This is a genomic window from Pseudoalteromonas sp. NFXS39, from assembly GCF_040148775.1.
In the GTDB taxonomy this organism is placed as follows: Bacteria; Pseudomonadota; Gammaproteobacteria; order Enterobacterales; family Alteromonadaceae; genus Pseudoalteromonas; species Pseudoalteromonas apostichopi.
In genome coordinates this window covers 130,374-150,618 of the sequence record NZ_JAGDEC010000009.1, presented here as the reverse complement: position 1 = coordinate 150,618, position 20,245 = coordinate 130,374, and the positions used below count along the sequence as shown (strand labels likewise).

At 42.0% G+C, this 20,245-nt stretch carries 17 protein-coding genes; 10 read left to right on the top strand and 7 right to left on the bottom strand.

Translation table 11 applies throughout. The features are described from left to right. Nucleotides 1–15: 15 nt before the first annotated feature. Complete coding sequence (locus J3455_RS16600) at nt 16–978, bottom strand: glycoside hydrolase family 43 protein (protein WP_167658278.1); 963 nt, start codon at nt 976–978, stop codon at nt 16–18. A gap of 598 nt (nt 979–1,576) precedes the next feature. On the opposite strand from J3455_RS16600, the gene J3455_RS16595 reads away from it, so the two are divergent. The 4 genes from J3455_RS16595 to J3455_RS16580 all read left to right on the top strand — a co-directional run bounded on the left by J3455_RS16595 (nt 1,577) and on the right by J3455_RS16580 (nt 8,959). Further along, nucleotides 1,577–4,393 carry a TonB-dependent receptor gene (locus J3455_RS16595; protein WP_130050179.1) on the top strand — a complete coding sequence of 939 codons (2,817 nt, stop codon included), beginning with the start codon at nt 1,577–1,579 and terminating at the stop codon, nt 4,391–4,393. Between the two features lie 270 nt (nt 4,394–4,663). Next, nucleotides 4,664–6,001: an MFS transporter gene (locus J3455_RS16590; RefSeq protein ID WP_130050180.1), complete on the top strand. Its 1,338-nt coding sequence runs from the start codon at nt 4,664–4,666 to the stop codon at nt 5,999–6,001. Between the two features lie 77 nt (nt 6,002–6,078). Further along, nucleotides 6,079–8,523: a beta-L-arabinofuranosidase domain-containing protein gene (locus J3455_RS16585; protein ID WP_349562059.1), complete on the top strand. Its 2,445-nt coding sequence runs from the start codon at nt 6,079–6,081 to the stop codon at nt 8,521–8,523. A 10-nt stretch (nt 8,524–8,533) separates the two neighbouring features. Next, nucleotides 8,534–8,959 (top strand): FKBP-type peptidyl-prolyl cis-trans isomerase, encoded by a 426-nt coding sequence (locus J3455_RS16580; protein WP_349562058.1) that lies wholly within the window; start codon nt 8,534–8,536, stop codon nt 8,957–8,959. A gap of 82 nt (nt 8,960–9,041) precedes the next feature. On the opposite strand, the gene J3455_RS16575 is transcribed toward J3455_RS16580, so the two are convergent. After that, nucleotides 9,042–10,046: an arabinan endo-1,5-alpha-L-arabinosidase gene (locus J3455_RS16575; RefSeq protein ID WP_434784472.1), complete on the bottom strand. Its 1,005-nt coding sequence runs from the start codon at nt 10,044–10,046 to the stop codon at nt 9,042–9,044. Between the two features lie 103 nt (nt 10,047–10,149). Between J3455_RS16575 and J3455_RS16570 the strand changes: the two genes are divergently transcribed. Continuing rightward, a complete protein-coding gene (locus J3455_RS16570; RefSeq protein WP_349562057.1) occupies nt 10,150–11,178 on the top strand; it encodes a glycoside hydrolase family 43 protein in 1,029 nt (342 codons plus the stop codon). A 54-nt stretch (nt 11,179–11,232) separates the two neighbouring features. Here the strand turns inward: J3455_RS16570 and J3455_RS16565 are convergent, their stop codons facing one another. Beyond that, nucleotides 11,233–12,861 (bottom strand): sodium:solute symporter, encoded by a 1,629-nt coding sequence (locus J3455_RS16565; protein ID WP_349562056.1) that lies wholly within the window; start codon nt 12,859–12,861, stop codon nt 11,233–11,235. 261 nt (nt 12,862–13,122) lie between these two features. Here J3455_RS16565 and J3455_RS16560 point away from each other — a divergent pair, with 261 nt between their 5' ends. From J3455_RS16560 to J3455_RS16545, 4 genes are all read left to right on the top strand, one after another. Continuing rightward, on the top strand, nt 13,123–13,845 hold the full coding sequence (locus J3455_RS16560) for a FadR/GntR family transcriptional regulator (RefSeq protein ID WP_054552285.1): 723 nt from the start codon (nt 13,123–13,125) through the stop codon (nt 13,843–13,845). A gap of 46 nt (nt 13,846–13,891) precedes the next feature. After that, nucleotides 13,892–14,671, top strand: coding sequence for an SDR family NAD(P)-dependent oxidoreductase (locus J3455_RS16555; protein ID WP_167658272.1), 780 nt, complete (start codon nt 13,892–13,894; stop codon nt 14,669–14,671). Between the two features lie 127 nt (nt 14,672–14,798). Continuing rightward, the gene (locus J3455_RS16550) at nt 14,799–15,506 is read left to right on the top strand and encodes a sulfite exporter TauE/SafE family protein (protein ID WP_130050187.1); all 708 of its coding nucleotides are present in this window, start codon (nt 14,799–14,801) and stop codon (nt 15,504–15,506) included. A 36-nt stretch (nt 15,507–15,542) separates the two neighbouring features. Next, on the top strand, nt 15,543–16,418 hold the full coding sequence (locus tag J3455_RS16545) for an SMP-30/gluconolactonase/LRE family protein (protein WP_239976684.1): 876 nt from the start codon (nt 15,543–15,545) through the stop codon (nt 16,416–16,418). Here J3455_RS16545 and J3455_RS16540 read toward each other — a convergent pair. The 3 genes from J3455_RS16540 to J3455_RS16530 are packed head-to-tail and all read right to left on the bottom strand — an operon-like array spanning nt 16,413 to nt 18,707. After that, nucleotides 16,413–17,300 (bottom strand): LysR family transcriptional regulator, encoded by an 888-nt coding sequence (locus tag J3455_RS16540; protein ID WP_349562055.1) that lies wholly within the window; start codon nt 17,298–17,300, stop codon nt 16,413–16,415. The genes J3455_RS16545 and J3455_RS16540 overlap by 6 nt on opposite strands. Nucleotides 17,301–17,354: 54 nt before the next feature. After that, complete coding sequence (locus tag J3455_RS16535) at nt 17,355–18,221, bottom strand: pirin family protein (protein WP_130050189.1); 867 nt, start codon at nt 18,219–18,221, stop codon at nt 17,355–17,357. 60 nt (nt 18,222–18,281) lie between these two features. Beyond that, nucleotides 18,282–18,707: a DoxX family protein gene (locus J3455_RS16530; protein WP_349562054.1), complete on the bottom strand. Its 426-nt coding sequence runs from the start codon at nt 18,705–18,707 to the stop codon at nt 18,282–18,284. 128 nt (nt 18,708–18,835) lie between these two features. On the opposite strand from J3455_RS16530, the gene J3455_RS16525 reads away from it, so the two are divergent. After that, nucleotides 18,836–19,372 carry a hypothetical protein gene (locus J3455_RS16525; RefSeq protein WP_349562053.1) on the top strand — a complete coding sequence of 179 codons (537 nt, stop codon included), beginning with the start codon at nt 18,836–18,838 and terminating at the stop codon, nt 19,370–19,372. A 26-nt stretch (nt 19,373–19,398) separates the two neighbouring features. Here J3455_RS16525 and J3455_RS16520 read toward each other — a convergent pair whose 3' ends face one another. Continuing rightward, nucleotides 19,399–20,241, bottom strand: a complete 843-nt coding sequence (locus J3455_RS16520; protein ID WP_130050191.1) for a DUF4198 domain-containing protein — start codon at nt 20,239–20,241, stop codon at nt 19,399–19,401. Between the last annotated feature and the right edge of the window lie 4 nt (nt 20,242–20,245).

The following is a 20,245-nucleotide window of genomic DNA, read 5'->3' as shown; positions in this document are numbered from 1 at the left end:
GAGCCCTTTTTGAGATTAGTTGTCTTGTTTACTTAGACCTTCAGTGGTCATGATAATACGTTTAAGTGTGCCATCTTCATTGTAATATAGCGGTTCAATCGCCACTGAGCGGCGAAAACGCCCGCCACTTGGTTTGCCATCAATCGGTGGTACAGCGCCAGTATGGTAAATAAAGTAGTCTTTACCTTTGTATTCGATGATTGATTGGTGGTTGGTTTCGCTGTTACCTGCGATCTCATTCAAGATACCTTTATATTCCCATGGCCCATGAATGCTTTTACTCATGGCATAACAGATCTTCTCAGGGAACTCACATGCGTAAGATACATAGTAGTTGTCGTTTTTCTTATGAACCCATAATGCTTCGGTAAAGTTAGGCAAGTCTAGCGTTTTAATTTCACCATCTAGAGACAGTAAGTCGTCGCTTAGCTTTACGTATTTTGGCATTAAGTTACCAAAGAACATGTAAGTATCACCGTTTTCTTCAGTGAAAATAGCTGGGTCAATGTCGTCCCAATCATTTGGTGTGTGCTTGGTCATGTCATCAGTAACAAGCGCGTGACCAATCGCGTCTTTAAATGGACCCGTTGGTGATTTAGAAGTAGCAACACCAATTGCAAAACCTGGTTTTGTATCGTTGTGGCGAACAGTTGTAAAGAAGTAGAAAGTGCCATCACGCTCAATCATATGTGAAGCCCATGCTTCACCTTTTGCCCATTTAAAGTCTGTTGCTTTCATGATTGGACCGTGTTTTTTCCAGTTAACCATATCTGTTGATGAAAAGGCTAACCAGTCATGCATTTCAAAAAATACGTCATTATTAGGTGCTTCATCATGACCTGTATAAAGGTATACGGTGTCGTTATGAACAAGTGCTGCAGGATCTGCAGTAAATACATCGGTGAATAATGGGTTTTGTGCAACGGTTAAGCTGCTCGAAAAAAGCAATGGCAGCGCTAACGCTTTCAATTTCTTCATGAGTGTCCTCTGTGATTAATAATTGTTGTTCGAACTGCTGCTTTTGTACTTAAGGCTCGCTCTAAGTGACCAGATAATACACAGTGTACGCCTGATTATACTGAGTAACTGATTGTTTACATCAAAACAAATCAGCAAAAGTGCAGCAAAAAATAGCTCTATATTGTATTATTGTATTTTAATCATAGTAGCACCAAAATACGCCGAGTAAATAACTTGTTAGCCCTTTTTTGTTGCTCTAGATGAGTGAAAGACAAATTAAATAAGCAAACCAGTAAACGCTAAGCTACTGATAATAATGGGCCTTAATAAATTCCCAAAACAAAAACGCAGCACGCTTTGAGTTTGTAACATGTTATAATTGCAACGTTTTTTGTAAACATAATGACAGTTATTTTAATTTGGCTTTTTGAGTTGACTGTTAAATAATCATACAATATGATTAAAGTTCAGGCAGCAATGTATTAACATAAAAAATATAGACACACTCGCGCACCGTTTTGACAACACACGATGCACAATGCAGTGGTCACTCTTCGGTAACTGAATGGGGAAAGTTCAGCGGACCGATATAACTATAATTTGGAGAACACCGCTTATGTTTAAAAGAACACACATAGCCAGTGCTGTAGTTATGGCATTTACCTGTCAATTTGCTTTTGCGCAGGAGGAAACACCAAAAACTCCTGATAATAACGTCGATGAGATGGAAGTCATTCAAGTATCAGGTATTCGCGGCAGTTTAAACAAAGCGCTAGATGAAAAACGTGCAAGCGTTCAAATCGTGGATGCAATTGTTGCTGAAGATATTGGCAAATTCCCTGATAACAACGTAGTTGAAGCACTACAACGTGTAACAGGTGTACAAACAACGGGCCGTGGTGCTGGTGAAGTAAGCGCGGTTTCAATCCGTGGTCTTACTGATGTTAATACCACAGTTAATGGTCGTGCTATCTTTACAGGTGCGGGTCGTGATGTGGCACTGCAAGACATTCCTGCAAGTTTACTTTCAGGCGTAACAGTTTATAAAACCCGTTCGGCGGATCAAATCGAACGTGGTATCGCAGGTGCGATTGATATTAAAACTCACCGTCCTTTCAACTTCGAAGGTGAAAAAGTTGTTTTAGCGGCACGTGCGATTTACTCTGATCAACCCGATGAAGTTGATCCAAATATTAGTGCATTACTCTCTAACCGTTGGGAAATCGACGGTGCTGGTGAGTTTGGTGCGTTAGTTAATATTTCATACGCTGAAACACATTACCGCGATGATTCTATGACTGCGGGCGCTGCATTTCCATTCTTTACTGATAAACCGCAGGCTAATTATTCGCCGTATTCACGTATACCGAATGAATTTTGGACTCAAGGTACTGAGTTAGGCCTACCTACTGCATCAGGTTCTACTTTAGATGTAAATGGTGAGCCAACTGAATATTTACTAGCGCGTGATGCAATTTTTGGTGCTTCATACACAGGTCTTCGTAAACGTCCTGCGGCGTCTGTATCTTTACAGTGGGCACCAGATGAAACCCTCGAAATTACAGCAGAAGGTTTCTATACAGGTTACGAAAACGAATCGCAAAATGCGATGTGGTTCTCAAATACTTTTGAAAACGGCAACGGCTTTATTGAAACGCCAACCGTGTTTGATGGCACTAACGTAATTAAAGAAAAGCAAGCAATTGGAGCAGGTGGCTTCCAAAGTGGCGATTTTTCATACGGTAAAACAGATAGCTACTTATATGCTCTAGGAGCCGAGTGGCAAGCAAGCGATTATCTCACCATCAACACTGAAGTTGTTTACCAAGACAGTGAGTACGAAACAGATTTTTTTGCAATGCGCTTTGACCGTAGAGCTTATGGCTTAGACGTTGACTTTAACGATAAAGACGGTGTACCAGGTATCGCGTTTTGGGATAACCCAAATACAGCGGTAAACGAAGCAGATATGGCTGCTATCGAAAACTGGAATGCCGGCACTATTTATGACAATGGCGGCGGTAATGCCGGTGATGCACTAACCTTCACATTTGATGCAGAATATCTTATTGGCGGCGCTATCTTCGATAAAGTGAAGTTTGGTGGTCGTTACGAAAAACGTACAGCGCAAGAATACACACGTGGTCAAGATGCTGGCATTGCTAACACTTCTTTAGCAAGTTTTATTGAACAGCTAGCAGCTGCGGGTGCATCCGGCGATGGTACAGGCGTTGTATTCCAGGTTGATGATTATTTCGATGGCCGCGCTGACGTATTCAACAGCTTTATAACTGCTGATGGTGGATACATGCTAGATAACGGCGATGCTGTTCGTAGTGTTTATGGCATTGAAGCTGAGGACGTATACAAAACATTTGATATCGAAGAAAATTCATACGCGCTTTATGCAACAACTAACTTCTTCTTAACGGAAGATATTAGCGGTGAATTTGGCTTACGTTATGTAAGCTACGAGCAAGATATGGACTTTGTCGCTGAATCTGGCGGAATGAACTCAAACGTTTTTGAAGAAAGCTCAGCAAGTGCTGATAGCAGCGCATTACTACCAAGCTTTGTGCTTAACTGGAACATCACAGATGATGTAGTGGGTCGTGTTGCGTACACAGAAACATTACGTATGCCTAACTTTGCTGACTTAAACGCGCTGCAATACTGGTACGATCCTCTAACAGAAGGTGCAACATACGGTACAGGTAATGGTGGTAACCCAGAGCTTAAACCTACAGAATCAAAGAACTATGACGTATCACTTGAGTGGTACTTCGCAGATACAAGCTCACTTTATGCTGCTTATTTTAAACGTGAAATTGAAGGCTTAGTTGTTGCGGGTCGTAAGCAAGTTGTGCGCGAAGGTGATGACGGCGTAACACGTCCATATGTATTAAGCGCACCAGTGAATGCTTCAAACGGTGAGTTGTCTGGTTTAGAAATTGGTTTAGTTTACTTCCCTGAAAATTTACCAGATTACTTAAACGGTTTTGGTGTGCAAGCAAGCTACACGATGCTTGATTCAGAACAGGATACACCTGAATTCAATGAGCTAGGTGAAATCTCTGGTTATGTTGATTCGCAAATGGCCGGTGTTTCTGATGAATCGTACAGCATCGTAGGTATCTACGAGCGTGATTCATTCGACATGCGTTTATCTTATGTGTGGCGTTCTGAGTTCTACACAGGTAACGAAGCGGCAATCTTTGCTAATCCAATTCAGTTTTGGAGTCGTCCTGAGCAAAGCTTAGACTTCCAATTTAGCTACAATGTGAATGATGATTTAGTGGTTACTTTTGATGCAACGAACATCCTAGATGACGTATATCAAAACTACTATGGTGAAGGTAACGACAACCTATTTAACTTTGGTAATGGTATCTACTCACGAACGTTTGCACTTGGCGCACGTTATTCTTTCTAAATTTCTAAAATAGACCCAAAACCCCGGCTTTGCTGGGGTTTTTTATTGGTTTTTATAAACCAAACTATCGGTCGAAAAGAGTTGTGATTTAATAAGTATGATAATACTATTAATTAGATTAGCATTAAATTTACAAAAATAACGAACGCTATGGCCAAGCTGTGTAATATCTAAGGCTGTAAATTTATTTGATGCGCAATGTTGATGGTTTTCGACATTGCTTGAAATAGTGAGTTGCGACTCATTATTGACCAATTAGGGTGTTGTTGTATGGAATCTCAAAAGTTATCCGTTGTAGAAAAGGTCGGCTTTGGTGCCGGTGACATGGCAGTGAATGTCATGGTTGCAGCGTTATTCTATTTTATGTCTTTCTTTTACACCGATATCTACGGGCTTGATCCGGTTGATATGGGGGTGTTGTTTTTAGTGGCGCGTTTTGTTGATGCCTTTACCGATCCATTAATGGGAGTGATCACCGACAAAGTGAAAACTCGTTGGGGTCAGTTCCGTCACTGGTTCTTATTTTTATCTGTGCCATATGGTTTGTCGGTCGTACTGTTATTTACTACGCCTGATTTCGACTACAACATGAAGTTGGCTTGGGCTTATGCCACTTACCTGTTTGCAACCTTGATGTTTACCGGTGTTGCCATTCCTTATATTTCTTACATTGGTGTATTAACCGCTGATCCTAAAGAACGTTTGTCAGCCAACGGCTACCGTATGTTCTTCGCTAAAATTGCTAATGTAATAATCGTATTTTCAGTGCCGCTACTTGCCTCATATTGGGGTGATGGCAGCTTGTCGTATGGTTATAAACTGGCAATGGCATTGGTATCGGCATGTGCCGTAGCACTATTTTTGTTTTGCTTCTTTACTACTCGCGAACGTATTACTCATGAGCCACAAACCGAAGGTGTACTTACGCAATTAAAAGTACTTATTAAAAATGACCAATGGTTACTACTGTGTGCAGCATGTGTGCTTGGTACGCTTGGCTATGCGATCCGTGGCAGTGTTGCTATGTATTACGCAACGTATTATTTAGGTGTACCAGATTTAGCGGGGGCCTTTACGAGTGCGGGTATTGCAGCATCTATTGTCTCAATGGTGGCAAGTACGTGGATCACCCAGCGTTACTGTAAAATGAAGCTATTCCGTCAATCACAAATTGCCGTGCTATTCATCTCATTGCTAATGTACTTTGTGGTGCAACCGGGCGATGTAATGATGGCGTTTGTGCTTTATATCATCTTGTCATTTGTGGTTGATTTACATGCACCTGTGTTCTGGTCTGCTATTGCTGAAGCCGTAGATTACGGTGAAATTAAAGACGGCGTCCGTGCATCGGGTCTATCGTTTGGTGGTATTTCATTCTGCCAAAAAGCAGGGGGCGGTTTAGCTGGCTTAGCGGGTGGTTTATTACTGGCATTTTTTGAGTACAAGCCTAACGTTGAGCAAACCGAATTTACCCTAATGGGCTTAGCACTGATGCTAACTATCATTCCTGGTGTATTCCACGCCTTGCTAGGTCTGATCTTGAAAAAATACAAAATTACCGATGAGTACTATACGGATATGGTTATTCATAAACGCCTACCAAAATAACTACTCTTTAAACGCACACACTTAAAAAGTGTGTGCGCTTTGCTCTTTAAAATAACAATTCGCTGGGAGACAACAGTATGAACACATTCAAAGTTAGCTATTTGGCAAGCGTTTGCGCTGCAATATTAACTGTGAGCGGTTGCAGTGAAATGCCAACTGACAGTAAACAAGCTGCTTCTGTTGAGCATGCTGAACATACCAGCGAACAACATTTATTTGCCCTCAAGCAAATAAGTTTAAGTGCCAGCCCGTTTTTACATGCACAACAAACTAATGTGCGTTATTTATTAGCACTTCATCCTGATCAGCTGCTTGCTCCTTATCTGCGTGAAGCAGGCCTTGAGCCAAAAGCGCCAAACTATGGCAACTGGGAAAGTACAGGCCTTGATGGTCATATTGGCGGTCATTATCTTTCTGCCTTGAGCCTTGCGTGGGCTGCCACAGGTGATGAAGAATTAAAGCAGCGTTTAGATTATATGCTGAGTGAGCTGGATCGCGCTCAACAAGCCACAGGTGGTTACTTAGGCGGTATCCCAAATGGCGATGAAATGTGGCAGCAGATTGAAAGAGGTGAAATCAAAGCCGACTTATTCAGCTTAAACGACCGCTGGGTACCACTTTATAACATCGATAAAATTTTCCATGGCTTGCGTGATGCATACGACGTGGCAGGCTGTGATAAAGCCAAACAAATGCTATTTAAGTTAGGCGAATGGTTCTTAGCGACCACTGCTAAGCTAACTGATGAGCAAGTTCAACAAATGCTGTATTCAGAGCATGGTGGCTTAAATGATGTTTTTGCTGATATGTATTTTATCAGTGACGATGAGCGCTACTTAAAACTAGCCCGACAGTTCTCTCATAACATCATTATTGAACCGTTGTTACATAAAGAAGATAAGTTAACTGGCCTGCATGCCAATACACAAATACCAAAAATTATTGGTATGTTGAAAGTGGCTAATGCCAGCGATGATAAAGCATGGCAGCAAGGTGCTGACTTTTTCTGGAAAACAGTAAGCCAAGAGCGCTCAGTATCTATTGGCGGTAACTCGGTACGTGAGCATTTTCATGATAAAACTGACTTCACGCCCATGGTTGAAGATGTTGAAGGCCCAGAAACCTGCAACACTTACAACATGATGAAACTGAGTAAATTATTGTTCTTAAAAACCGGTGATACGCGCTATTTAGACTATTATGAGCGCGCCACATATAACCATATTTTATCGTCACAACACCCAGAGCATGGTGGTCTTGTTTACTTTACCTCAATGCGCCCTGGGCATTACCGCATGTATTCGTCAGTGCAAGATTCTATGTGGTGTTGCGTAGGCTCAGGTATTGAAAATCACAGCAAATATGGTGAGCTGATTTATAGCAATATCGGTAAAGAGTTATGGGTAAACTTGTTTATTCCAAGCACGTTAAATTGGCAGCAGCAGGGTTTACAGATCACGCAAGACAGCCAATTCCCAGATGATAACAAGGTCTCACTTACTGTGAATCGCTTGTCTGAAGAGCAAAGCTCTGAGTCGGTAATTCATATTCGTAAACCGTCTTGGCAACAGGGTGAGCTGAGCTTTACTTTAAATGGACAGGCTGTAAGCGCAACCGAAAATGACGGTTATTACAGTATCAGCCATGCATGGCAAAGCGGTGATAAGCTTGCTTTTGAACTTAGCCCTAAGCTTTATACTGAGCAGCTACCTGATGGTCAACATTATTATTCTGTGATGTACGGACCTGTTGTAATGGCTACTAAAGTACACGCTTTTGCAAATGAAAAGCTTAACTTTGTTGCTGACAATAGCCGCATGGGCCACATCGCTGCAGGGCCAACTTGTCCGCCAGAAGCTCTACCAATCATGCTGAGTGAGCCAGAAAAATTTATTGCCGATCTCACTCGTAAACCGAGCCAAGAGCTTGCATTTATCGCCGATAAAAATGTGGCGATTGCTAAACAAGGTATCGATAACACCAAAAGTACTGAGCTAATTCCGTTCTTCCGCTTACACGATAGTCGTTATCAAGTGTATTGGCCGCAGCAAAGCAAAGCTCAGTTCACGCAATTTGTTGCCAATGCAAAAGCTGTTGAACAAGCGAAAGAGCAACTTCGTTTATTAACCGTTGATCAAATTACGCCGGGTGAGCAACAACCTGAAGTTGAACACGACTTTAAAGGTGAAGGAACCCGTGCAGGTGTCAATAATGGTCATCACTGGCGCGATGCGACAGGTTGGTTTGAGTATCAGCTTAGTAACCCAGAACAAAAAGCGGTTGCTTTGCGTGTTCGCTATTTTATTGGCGATGTGGACCGTCATTTCTCTATTAATTTAAATGGTGAGCAATTAGCTGCAGTCAGTTTGCCCGTAGGCAAGCCAACTGATGAGTTCTACACCATTGATTACCCATTAACAGAGGCAATGAAAAAGTCGAAAACGCTTACCTTACGTTTTGCTGCCGACAAAGACTCTGTTGCTGGTGGTATCTATGGTATTCGTTTAATCAACACACAATAAAGAGTTGGCTATGTTAAGCAACAATGTGTTTGCGACGGCTAAAGAGCAAATCTTACCGTCGCTTATAGATAACAACGCTGAGCAACACAGTTTTTATCACACACCCACAGGGCTTGGTTATCGAATAATTGAGCAAGGTCAGGGGGATAAACCTAGTTGGGATGCCACAGTGGTTGTGCATCAACGGGTTACACTTAAAAATGGTCGGGTGTTATTCGATACTCGCAAGCAAGGTGCTGCTGTAGAGTACGAAATTGCAGAGGCGATAGTGGGCTTACAAGAGGCGCTGCAATTAATGAATAAAGGCAGTCACTTTGAGATTTTAATACCTGCGCACCTTGCACGTGATGTGTATAGTTCGTTTATTGAAAAGAAGCATCAGCAAGGCTGTCAAAGCCCCATGCTAGTTGATATTACTTTGCTTGATTTTAATTAATAGTACCTTCTTGGAACCTCAAACTAGGTCACTTAAGTAAATAAAAAACCTGCAATTTTGCAGGTTTTTTACGTTTGAATAATTACTTTTTAAGCTTGGTTGTAAGCTTATTTAGGTCGGCTGGGTTAACAACAGGCCAATCGTTTTTCCAACTCATAGGTAAAATACGTAGCTTTTGCACGCCATTATCTGCTGTTTCGTAGGCGTGTAATACTAAATAGTCTTTACCATCAAAGGTATATGCAGCATTGTGACCAAGGGCTGCCCAATCTTTGTTACCTTCAATAACTAAGCTACCACCACCATCAATCATTGAGCGACCTTGCTTATCTAAATATGGGCCTTCAACATTTTTGCTGCGACCTACGCGAACATTGTAAGTACTTTTTACACCTTGGCAGCACTTATCAAATGATACAAATAGGTAGTAATAGCCGTTCTTTTTAAAGATATAAGGTGCTTCAATCGGACCATGCTCCGTGTTTGGACGACTCGCAATGTGGTGCCATTTTTCAGGCTTTGCTAAGCGAACCATGTCATCATCAAGTTGTACTAGCTTTAAGCCCCCCCAAAACGAACCGAAGCTCATCCACGGTGTACCCTTGTCATCTACGATAATCGCAGGGTCGATAGCGTTCCAATCGTCACGCTCTGGTACTGATTCAACCACAATACCGTAGTCAATCCACTTGTAATCAGGTGAGGCTGGGTCAAGGGTTTCGTTAACCGTTACACCAATTGCAGAGGTGTTTTTGCCAAATGCAGAGACTGAATAATAAAGGTAAAATTTACCATTTTTCTCGTACACATCGGGTGCCCATAAGTGGCCCCCGAAATTAGGGGAAACACGCTTTGCCCAACTTGGCTCATCTTTAAAAACGCGACCTGTGAGTTTCCAGTTGGTTAAATCTTTCGATTCATAATAGGTAATGCCAGGGCCTGTGCTAAATACATAATACGTGTCGCCTTCTTTGGCCATGACCGGATCGTGTACTTCAACTTGCTTTGCAGATACGGCTGCGGCAGAAAAAAGTAGCCCTGTTGAAAGCCACTTCATCGCTTGTGTCACGTTACTTACGAGTCTCATGCTTGAATACCTTTTGTTGTTTTAACTCTTGTGTTCATTCAGCTACTATATAATATGTAATACAATATTAACAATAAAATCGAGACGAAATACAGGACACATTATGCTCAAAAAAATATCTCGGCTAACGCTTGTTAGTGCGTTAAGCGCCTCGTCATTGTCAGCCTTTGCTGATGCTAATAGTAGCAAGACTTTAACGCCAATTGATAACCCCATTGTACTCAAACGTGCTGATCCATGGTTAGTTCGTGATGATAAAAGTGGTTGTTACACGTTTATTGGTAGTTCGCCGAAATTTGATGAAATTGAGCTGCGCCAAGCTTGTCGTTTAAACGATTTAAAATTAGCAGAGCCGAAAGTTATTTGGCAAAAGCGCGATAAAGGCCCAATGAGTGTCAATATTTGGGCCCCTGAGCTACATCAGATTGATGGCAGTTGGTATATCTACTTCGCCGCAGGTGATATCGAAAAGCCGTTCAGTATTCGTATGTATGCGCTTAAAAACGACAGTGCTAACCCGATGCAAGGTGAGTGGCAAGAAATGGGGCAAGTAACCAGCCACCTTGATAGTTTTTCGCTTGATGCCACAAGTTTCACGCACAAGGGTAAGCGTTATATGATTTGGGCGCAGCAGAACCAGCCTGCAACTTATAACTCAGCTTTATGGTTAGCTGAAATGGACTCTCCAACATCAATTAAAGAGCCTATTATCACGATTACAGAGCCAACCCTTGATTGGGAAGTGCAAGGCTATAAGGTGAACGAAGGTGCCGCAGTTATTACCCATGGCGATAAAATATTTGTTACTTATTCAGCCAGTGCCACCGATCATCGATATGCGATGGGCTTGCTATGGGCAGATGTGAATGCTGATTTACTTGATCCTGCAAGTTGGCATAAGAAGGCTGAGCCGGTGTTCACCACCAATGCTGAGCTTGGTCGTTTTGGCCCTGGGCACAACAGTTTTGTAAAAGCTGAAGATGGTGTAACCGATTTAATGATTTATCACAGTCGTGATTATAAAGAGCTGAAAGGCACACCGCTTACAGATCCAAATCGCCATGCGCGAGCACGCATTATTACGTGGGATAAAAACGGTTTTCCAGTGTTCTCACCAGAACTCGCCGATTAACAACTTTTAAAAAAAGGGCGCCAATTGGCGCCCTACAACTTTGGGAACGAACGATTACCAGAAGCGGTAGTAAATAAAGGCAGTAATACCAATAATACCCGCGGTATGAATGTAATCCCACTTATCTAAGCCGGCAGCTACTTCTTTCATCGTTGCTTTATCTAGGCTTGAGAAAGTAAGACCTTTCAATTGTTCTTCGTCTGCTTGCTTGGTGAAAATACTCACCACAATCATAATCGCAACGACCACGACAAATAGCAGAATACAGTAATATAACCAGTTCATCGTGGTGATCCACGCAAATGATGAACCTGTTAAATCATCTTTAAATGGCAGCAACACTAAGCGGATCATACCAAGCGCAAAACCTGATACTAAACCCACAAAACCAGCAGTTGGAGTGATGCGTTTACTGCATAAACCTAGTAAGAATACTGCTGCAATTCCCGGTGCAATAAGAGACTGCACACTTTGCAAGTATTCATAAAGCACATCGGCTATTAAACTCATGACGGGTATCCACAGCAAGCCTAATATAACAATAACGATAGTGGCAATACGGCCTACTTTAAGAAGATGCTTTTCACTCGATTCAGGTTTGAATTTTTTATAGAAATCAATCGTGAACAAGGTCGCTGACGAATTAAATAATGATGCTAAAGAACTCATAAGGGCTGCTACTAAACCACCAATTACAATCCCCTTAACACCAGCTGGTAATAGCTCAGCAACGAGAGTTGGGAATGCTTGGTCAGCACTGTCATAGCTAATAATACCTTTAACATTCAATGCGTATGCAATCATGCCCGGCACTAAGAAGATAAATACAGGAAGTAGCTTTAAGTAACCGGCGAACATGGTACCGCGACGTGCTTCTTTAATGCCTTTTGCAGATAAAACACGTTGTACGATGTATTGGTCGGTACACCAATACCAAAAACCAATAATGAATGAACCAAATACAATGCCAGGCCAAGGGAACTCAGCATCTGAAGCACTACGAATAAGATGCATATTAGCATCGTTGATACGCTCAACTTCTGCCCAGCCACCTACTTTATCTAGACCAACAACGAGTATGACTAAGGAGCCAATAATGAGCACCGGAGTTTGCAACACAGAGGTCCACATAATGGCTTTCATACCACCAAGCACCGTATAAATACCTGTTATCACTACAAGGCCAATGGCTGAGATCCAGAAGAAATCGATACCCCAAATACTCTCAATACCTAAGATTGTTTTAAATGCGATACCGCCGGCATAAACCGTTACTGCGACCTTGGTTAATACATAACTAATCAATGAGATTACAGATAAGAAAGTACGTGATTTAGAGTTAAAGCGGCGCTCTAAGAATTCAGGCATGGTGTAGACTTTACTACTCCAATAGAAAGGCACGAAAATCCAACCGAGTAGTAGAATGATCCACGATTGCATCTCCCAGTGAGCTAGTGCCATACCCGATTGTGCACCTGAACCTGAAAGACCCACTAAATGTTCTGAGCCAATGTTTGATGCGAAAATAGAGGCACCTATCACTAACCAACTTGCATTACGACCCGCTAAAAAGTAATCAGCGGTGTCTTCTTCTTTTTGTCGCATAGACATCACGACAACGCCAAGTAACAGGACAAAAAATCCTGCTAGCACTGCCCAGTCTAAGGTACTTAGTTCGACCATCGTGTGTTCCACCTAATTTTGAAAAGAGAGTTTAGCTTTATAATTGTTGAATAAAAATATTATATTATAAATAGGCTGAGTGAAAGAGATTTGTTAAAATAAGGTGACAGTCTGTGTTCTAAATGGTGACTATACTGTGTGAATTTTAGACACTTGTATTAGGTTGTTTTTTGTTTGCTATTGATTTTAATAGATTATTTGCAGGATGACGGAATAGCTTTATAGATGTATCATATTACTCAGATCTTTTGAGGAACACACATGGCGCGTTTAGAAAATTTAAACTTATCACAACAAGTTACCAATGAGCTCGGTAAAGCAATTATTGTTGGTGATTATAACACTGAAACGGGGCTACCAACTGAAGCACAACTATGTGAAGTGTATGGTATTAGCCGCACAGCTGTCCGTGAAGCAGTGAAAATGCTTGCTGCAAAAGGACTGATTTCTTCTCGTCCACGACAAGGTATTCGTGTTGAATCGGCGGAGAACTGGAACTTATACGACACAAGCGTATTAAAATGGTTACTAGAAAGCAGCCCTTCACTTTACGTACTTAAAGAATTCTTACAAGTGCGCTTGGCTATCGAACCTCAAGCAGCAGCACTTGCAGCAAGAAAAGGCGACCAAGCGGCAATTGCAGAAATTAAAATGGCACTAGATAAAATGCAAGCTGCGGCAGAAGAGCCTGAAGGCGTGATGCATGAGCCTGATCTTGCATTTCACACGGCAATTTTACATGCCAGTGGTAACCGTTTTTTCTACCAATTACGTGATTTTATTCGCACAGCGCTGCACGTGAGTATTCAGCATACTACGCCAGCTAAAGGCAATAAAAAGGCCATCGCTGAGGAGCACTTTAAAGTGTATAACGCAATTGCGAGCGGCGATCCTGAGCGTGCTAAAAACATGATGACGTACATGATTGATGAAGCAATGGCGTTTATTGAAAAAGAAATCGCTGATAAAGAAGCGGCTCAATAAGTATCGCTTCTTTACGTTGTAATGACTTTTAAAACATAAGGTTATCATGCCAAATTCAAACGAGCTAAAAACAGTTTACCCAAGCCTTGCTGGTAAGAGTGTGTTTATTACTGGCGGTGCATCGGGAATTGGTGAAGTAATGGTAAGGCGGTTCTGCGAGCAGGGCGCGAAAGTCACCTTTGTTGATATTGCAACTGAGCAAAGCGATGCGTTGTGCGCAAAATTAGCTGGTAAATATGAATTTGACCCACAATTTATCCATTGTGATATACGTGATGTTGAAGCTTTAAAAGCGGCCATTGAGCAAACTCGCCAGCAGCAAGGTGATATTGGTGTGTTAATTAATAACGCAGCCGATGACACTCGTCATGCTGCAGAGAATATGGATGTGAAATATTGGGAAGACAAGTTTGCCGTTAACTTACGCCCGTGTTTCTTTTCATCTCAAGCAGTGGTTGAGCAGATGCAGCGTTTAGGCGGTGGTAGCATTATCAATATGGGGTCGGTAAGCTGGCGTATTAAGCAGACCGGCATGCCAGCCTACACAACTGCAAAAGCGGGTATTGAAGGTTTAACCCGTTCATTAGCTGCTTCATATGGTAAAGATAATATTCGTGTGAACTCACTGGTACCAGGTTGGGTGATGACAGAGCGCCAGATTACGCATTGGCTAACCCCAGAAATGATTGAAGATGTTCGTTTAAGTCAGTGTATTAACGAAACTATTCAACCAGACCATGTAGTGAATGCCGCGCTATTTTTGGCCGCAGATGACAGCTGTATGATGACTGCACAATCATTGATAGTGGATGCGGGTTGGACATAATATTGCGAAACGATAACAAAATGACTAGCGTGAAATAAAAATTTTACATAATTAAAATGATACTATAATAATAAAATATACGATTTAAGCTCAGCAGAGCTCATACTTAGGAAGGTGGTAATAAAGTTTGACCGACTTTGTACTTGTTTATTTAATTCTGATTATTGGTGCTTGCCTACAAAGTGTTATTGGCTTTGGTTTAGGAATGTTATGTGTGCCTGTGCTTTACTGGCTAATGCCAGATCTGGTGCCTGGGCCAATGATTTTGAATGCGCTGTTTTTAACGTCGGTATTAATGATTAAGCACCGTGGCGCGATAGACATGAAGCAAACTGGTATATCTATTATTGGCGGTGCTATAGGTGTCATTTTAGCTGCTGTCGTGATGTGGTATGTCAATGCGAAGCAGTATCAGCTTCTGCTAGGGGTGAGTATTTTGGTGGTGGTGGCTTTGTCTATCATAGGTATGAAACCGAAAATCTCAACAATTACTAGTTTACTAGCATCAATGTCGTCGGGCTTTTTGGGTACCACAACTTCTGCAGGAGGTGCACCAATGGGGCTACTCTACCAAGCTGAAGATAAAGAAAAAATTAAAGCTAACTTGAGTGCATTTTTCGTGTTTATAAACCTGTTTGGCATTATCGTATTGATGCTTACAGGTTCCGCCGATATGACTGATGTAAAGCTATTCTTTTTTTGTTTGCCAGCAATTTTAATTGGCTGGGGCTTGTCGTTTGTGATTAACAATAACCTCAACGAGAAGGCCATTCGCGGCATAATCTTACTCGTTGCGGGGTTATCTGGCCTAGCACTTATTTTCATACATAGATAGAATGAGAATAGTTCAGCTGTTCGTGTAGTGAAGCCAATGCTCGATGACACCATCAAAATGATTATTTCTAGCCAGTGCCAATTAGGCGAAGGGGCCTATTTTGCAAAAGCACATAACTGCTTATTTTGGGTAGATATTTTAGGGCAGCGCTTGTTTCGCTTAGATTGCCAATCAATGCGAGTTAGCCAGTTTACCATGCCAGAACCTATTTGCTGGGTTATGGAAACCGAGCAGGGTGAACTAGTTGCAGGCTTTGCCAAAGGTATTTATAAACTTTGTAGTGAAAATTTCAGCCGCGAACTACTTTATTCAATAGACCATGAACCCTCAAAAAATCGTTTAAACGATGGCAAAACGTCTCGCCAAGGCTTTGGTTTTTTTGGCTCTATGGACTCTCAAGAGCAAACCAATAGTGGTAAGTTATATCGTTTTGGACATGGGCAAGCTCCGATTTCTGTTGATCATAACTACACCATCAGCAATGGCCCTGCGGTGAGTAAAAATGGCTATTTTCTATATTCTACTGACTCAGATAAACAAACTATCTATCGTTTTGTTCTGAATAAGCAGGGCGAGCTTTCTGATAAACAAGAGTTTATTCGCTTTAGTGAAAGTATGGGCTTTCCAGATGGCATGACCGTTGATAACGAAGACCATTTATGGGTTGCCGCTTGGAATGGCTATGGCGTTTATCGTTTTTCACCAAGCGGCGAGCAGGTGCAGTTTATTCGCTTGCCCGCACCGCGTGTTACGAGTGTCGCATTTGTTGGCGAGGAGCTAATGCATTTAGCTGTGACTACCGCTGCAGTGGGTCTGGAGGACTCAGTTCTCGCTGATTACCCGCACAGTGGTGGCGTGTTTATTCTCGAGCCGGGCGTTAAAGGCATTGCTGAAACGCCCCTGAAACTATAGGTTCTCCATCACTTGGTAACGCAATTCTCCAAGGAAAGCGCGTGCTGCTGGACCAAGCTTATCACCATCTTTAAAGAGCAAGTGTAACTTAGCGCTGCGACTACTGTTATGGGTTAAATTAAGTGCTTTCATTTGCCTCGCCGCAAGGTGTTTTTCTATTGCTATTTTTGGCAACCACGCAAAGCCAAGTCCATTACTGATCATATCAATAGAAGTGCGCAAATGAGTTACCGTCCAGCGCTGATCGGCACCTAACCATCCACCATCTTGCTTGTGTTTATTGGCTGAATCGCGGACAACAATTTGGCGGTGTGATTTTAAATCTTCGAGGGTTATTTCACGTTCTATTGCATGCAAAGGGTGATCTGGGTGTGCAACGGCAATAAACTCAATATCACATAATTCTTCGTGAAAGTTTGCCGCAATTGGAAAGCCGGTAATAGCAATATCAACCTGATCGTTTTCGAGCAGTTCATTCCCCCCCATCAGCACAGACTCATGGAGTTCAATACGCAGTTGCGGGTATTGTGACGAGGTATCGTTAAGCACTTTATAAAGCAATTGCTGTGGGAAAATAGCATCAACAGCAATTCGTAATTTGCTTTCGATGCCTTCACCTAACGTCTGGCCTATTGCCTCAACTTTTGCGGCTTCATCAAGTAAGTAATTGGCACGGCGTAGCATCATTTCACCAGCTTCAGTGAGTACGGTTTTACGGCCTTGAATGCTGAATAATTTTACATTGAGTGCAGATTCAATTTTGCCAACAGCATTATGAATACTTGATTGGCTTTTATTAATGCCTTGTGAGGCTTGGTTAAAGCCCCCAAATTCGACAACAGCACGAAACATGCGCCACTGTTCTAACGTAATTCTTAGCATGATGTTCCTTTGCTTACTTAACTACCTAATAGTACCTGTAAATACTGAAAAAGTTTACTTTTTAGGTGAGGGCAACTCAATATACTCAAGCTCATCACCGGGGATTTTAGCAAAACGCTGTGCTTGCCAATCTTGTTTTGCTTGCTCGATGCGCTCTTTGCTGTAAGCAACAAAATTCCAGTGTAAATACGGGACTTTATTGAATTTACTGCCACCGAGTAAAATAAAGCGGCTGTGCACCAGAGTCGTTATTTCGTGTTCGCTGTCATCAAGTAGTACAAAGTCGCCTTGGGTATAGCGCGTATCACCCACACTAATTTCACCATAAATAACATACACTGCGGTTTCATGATGAGGATGCGGTTTAGTTATATGGCTACCTTGCTCTGCTACCGTATCGACATAAAACATCGGTGAGTAGCTTTTCACAGGGGAGCTTAAGCCATAGGCATCACCGACAATGAGTCTCATCAGCACGCCTTTTTCGATTTTCTCAGGCAATTGCTGTTTTTTGATATGTTCAAAACGCGGTGCTATTTCGGTTATACTCTCAGGTAAAGCAACCCAGCATTGCAGACCATTGATGTCGTGCTCGCTCGCCCGCACTTCAAGGCTTTCTCTTTCTGAGTGCACTATCCCGCGACCTGCGGTCATCCAGTTAACATCGCCGGGTTCTATTTGCAGGCTATTACCTAGCGAATCGCGATGGTAAATACTGCCCGTAAATAAATAAGTGAGCGTTGATAGGCCAATATGAGGGTGAGGCTTCACATTTATGCCCTCACCGCGAGGAAAGTGATTTGGTCCCATGTGGTCAAAAAAGATAAATGGGCCAACCATTTTTTTGTCAAAATGAGGCAAGATGCGTTTTACATCGAGCCCACCAATATCATGGCTGGTTGCTGTTAATAACGTTGCCATATTCGCGCCCTCTTAAAAACAAATTCAGCCAACAACCTAGGTTATTGGCTGGGATAAATGTTAAGCCTGACTACGTTTTAACACTAGTTGATCTAGGCTGATTTTGCCTGCACCAACACTGGCTAATGCTAAAAAGCCGCCTGCCATTGCAATGTTTTTGTAGAACATTAAAAATTGCATTTTATCATCAAGTTGAAAGTGGAATAACAAAGCACTAACTAGGCTGAAACCAGCAAAAGCGACAGCGGTTAGTTGTGTTAAAAAGCCTAGTAAAATAAATAATCCGCCAACAATTTCAAAGGCAATCACAAACGGCAGTAAGAACTCTGGTAAACCGACACTACTCATATATTGCGCTGTAGCATCGAAAAACTCTATTTTGCTAAAGCCGGTTAGTAAAAAGATGGCCGATAAACCAATACGTGCCAATAAAGTGCTAATATTTTGTAAGTGTGGTTGAGCTGAGATTAAAGTAAAAAGTTTCATAGTAGGTATCCTGTTTCGTTAAGCAGTGTGTCTGCGATGGAGTAACTATAAGTTCACTTTAAAAGAATTAAAAATTGTAAAATCAGCATTTATCATTCTCTAAAAAAGAATCCAAAAAGAGCTTGAATATGAAGTTGTTGTTATTGATAGGGTTTTGTTTTTCGGTGGCTACAAGTAGCTTGGTGTTTGCTGAACAATATTTACCAAATAGTCGTCATTATGAGTTGCTAGCTTCAGATATTGCGGTGCAGCAAAGCTGGCAAGTTAAAGACACAATTAAAGGTTATGAGATGCTGGAATATCAAATTAACCTTAATAAAGGCACTACCTTAACGGTTGATTTTGCTCCATCAAATTCAAGCAACTACTTTAATATTTTACCAAAAGGCAACCCAACTGCTTTGTTTGTTGGCCCGGTAAAAGGTGATCATGCTGAGATTAAAATCTCTGATGATGGCGATTATGTGATTCGGGTCTTTTTGATGCGCAATGCCGCGCGCCGTGATGAGCAAAGTGAATTTACTGCCGATATTAGCGTCGTAAAAAGTACATTAAAAGGCATGCAGCCAAGCTGGGATGTCGATGGTGATGGGGTTAATGATTGCGAGAAAGACGGTAGCTGCGATCACACTGTTGACTACCGCCTTCCTCGAAAGTCGAATTAGGCCAATTTTAAGGCCTAATTAGCAAATTACTCAGGCGCCACTTCAAGCGTTGTGAATAATGAGTAGCGTACATTATCGATATCGGCCTCTGTTGGTTTTTGATCAACAGATGCTTCAATCAGATACATATCGGCATGAGCGAATGTCACAGTAAAGAAGCCTTTTTTATCGGTTGTTACTTTCACTTCGTCACGCTCATTACGGTAGCGTGCACTACCACGAACAATAGCAAGCTCAACGTCAGCGGCTGGTTTGCCATCCATTAATAATTGGAACTTAGCTTCTTCACCAGCAAATAGATCGTTCGGGTGAGTTGGGCCTGAAATTTCTAAACCTTGACCAAGCAATGTTGGCTTAGAAGTACCATTACGGCTTACAAAAGTATCAACCGTTGCGATTGATTTTACAGTGCGTACATCGGTTGCGCCTGCTGGTAGGTCTGCTTCTTTTTTACCTGCGAACACACGGCCACGGTTGCCATCTTTGTCTTTATAGAAAGTCATTAGCATTGGTTTTTGCTGCATAGCAATATGGTAAGTACCGTCTTGAGATAAACTCACTGCCGCTGAGTTTTTGCGTTTTAAGTAGTATGCGCGGATCGTTTCTTTAACCGGCTTACCATTTGGAGCAAGGGCAATTAATAAGTTGTCGTCATACTCTGCGCCTTTTTCTTTCGGGCGGTATGCTTTATCTGGGCTAAACAACTCATTCGAAATACTGGCATCGATCATCACATAGTGAGTTTTCTCACCAGATAAAGAAGTGTGAGATGGCATTAACCAACGGGCGTGTGCTTGTGCATAGCCAGAGGCAAGTGCTGTGAAGGTTACTGCGCCAATCAGCGCCGTTTTTAATAATTTTAATTTCATTGTT

Excerpts from the sequence above, each read along its gene's own strand:
- J3455_RS16600 (WP_167658278.1), bottom strand. The coding sequence starts at position 978 with ATGAAGAAATTGAAAGCGTTAGCGCTGCCATTGCTTTTTTCGAGCAGC.
- J3455_RS16595 (WP_130050179.1), top strand. The coding sequence starts at position 1,577 with ATGTTTAAAAGAACACACATAGCCAGTGCTGTAGTTATGGCATTTACC.
- J3455_RS16590 (WP_130050180.1), top strand. The coding sequence starts at position 4,664 with ATGGAATCTCAAAAGTTATCCGTTGTAGAAAAGGTCGGCTTTGGTGCC.
- J3455_RS16585 (WP_349562059.1), top strand. The coding sequence starts at position 6,079 with ATGAACACATTCAAAGTTAGCTATTTGGCAAGCGTTTGCGCTGCAATA.
- J3455_RS16580 (WP_349562058.1), top strand. The coding sequence starts at position 8,534 with ATGTTAAGCAACAATGTGTTTGCGACGGCTAAAGAGCAAATCTTACCG.
- J3455_RS16575 (WP_434784472.1), bottom strand. The coding sequence starts at position 10,046 with ATGAGACTCGTAAGTAACGTGACACAAGCGATGAAGTGGCTTTCAACA.
- J3455_RS16570 (WP_349562057.1), top strand. The coding sequence starts at position 10,150 with ATGCTCAAAAAAATATCTCGGCTAACGCTTGTTAGTGCGTTAAGCGCC.
- J3455_RS16565 (WP_349562056.1), bottom strand. The coding sequence starts at position 12,861 with ATGGTCGAACTAAGTACCTTAGACTGGGCAGTGCTAGCAGGATTTTTT.
- J3455_RS16560 (WP_054552285.1), top strand. The coding sequence starts at position 13,123 with ATGGCGCGTTTAGAAAATTTAAACTTATCACAACAAGTTACCAATGAG.
- J3455_RS16555 (WP_167658272.1), top strand. The coding sequence starts at position 13,892 with ATGCCAAATTCAAACGAGCTAAAAACAGTTTACCCAAGCCTTGCTGGT.
- J3455_RS16545 (WP_239976684.1), top strand. The coding sequence starts at position 15,543 with ATGCTCGATGACACCATCAAAATGATTATTTCTAGCCAGTGCCAATTA.
- J3455_RS16540 (WP_349562055.1), bottom strand. The coding sequence starts at position 17,300 with ATGCTAAGAATTACGTTAGAACAGTGGCGCATGTTTCGTGCTGTTGTC.
- J3455_RS16535 (WP_130050189.1), bottom strand. The coding sequence starts at position 18,221 with ATGGCAACGTTATTAACAGCAACCAGCCATGATATTGGTGGGCTCGAT.
- J3455_RS16530 (WP_349562054.1), bottom strand. The coding sequence starts at position 18,707 with ATGAAACTTTTTACTTTAATCTCAGCTCAACCACACTTACAAAATATT.
- J3455_RS16525 (WP_349562053.1), top strand. The coding sequence starts at position 18,836 with ATGAAGTTGTTGTTATTGATAGGGTTTTGTTTTTCGGTGGCTACAAGT.
- J3455_RS16520 (WP_130050191.1), bottom strand. The coding sequence starts at position 20,241 with ATGAAATTAAAATTATTAAAAACGGCGCTGATTGGCGCAGTAACCTTC.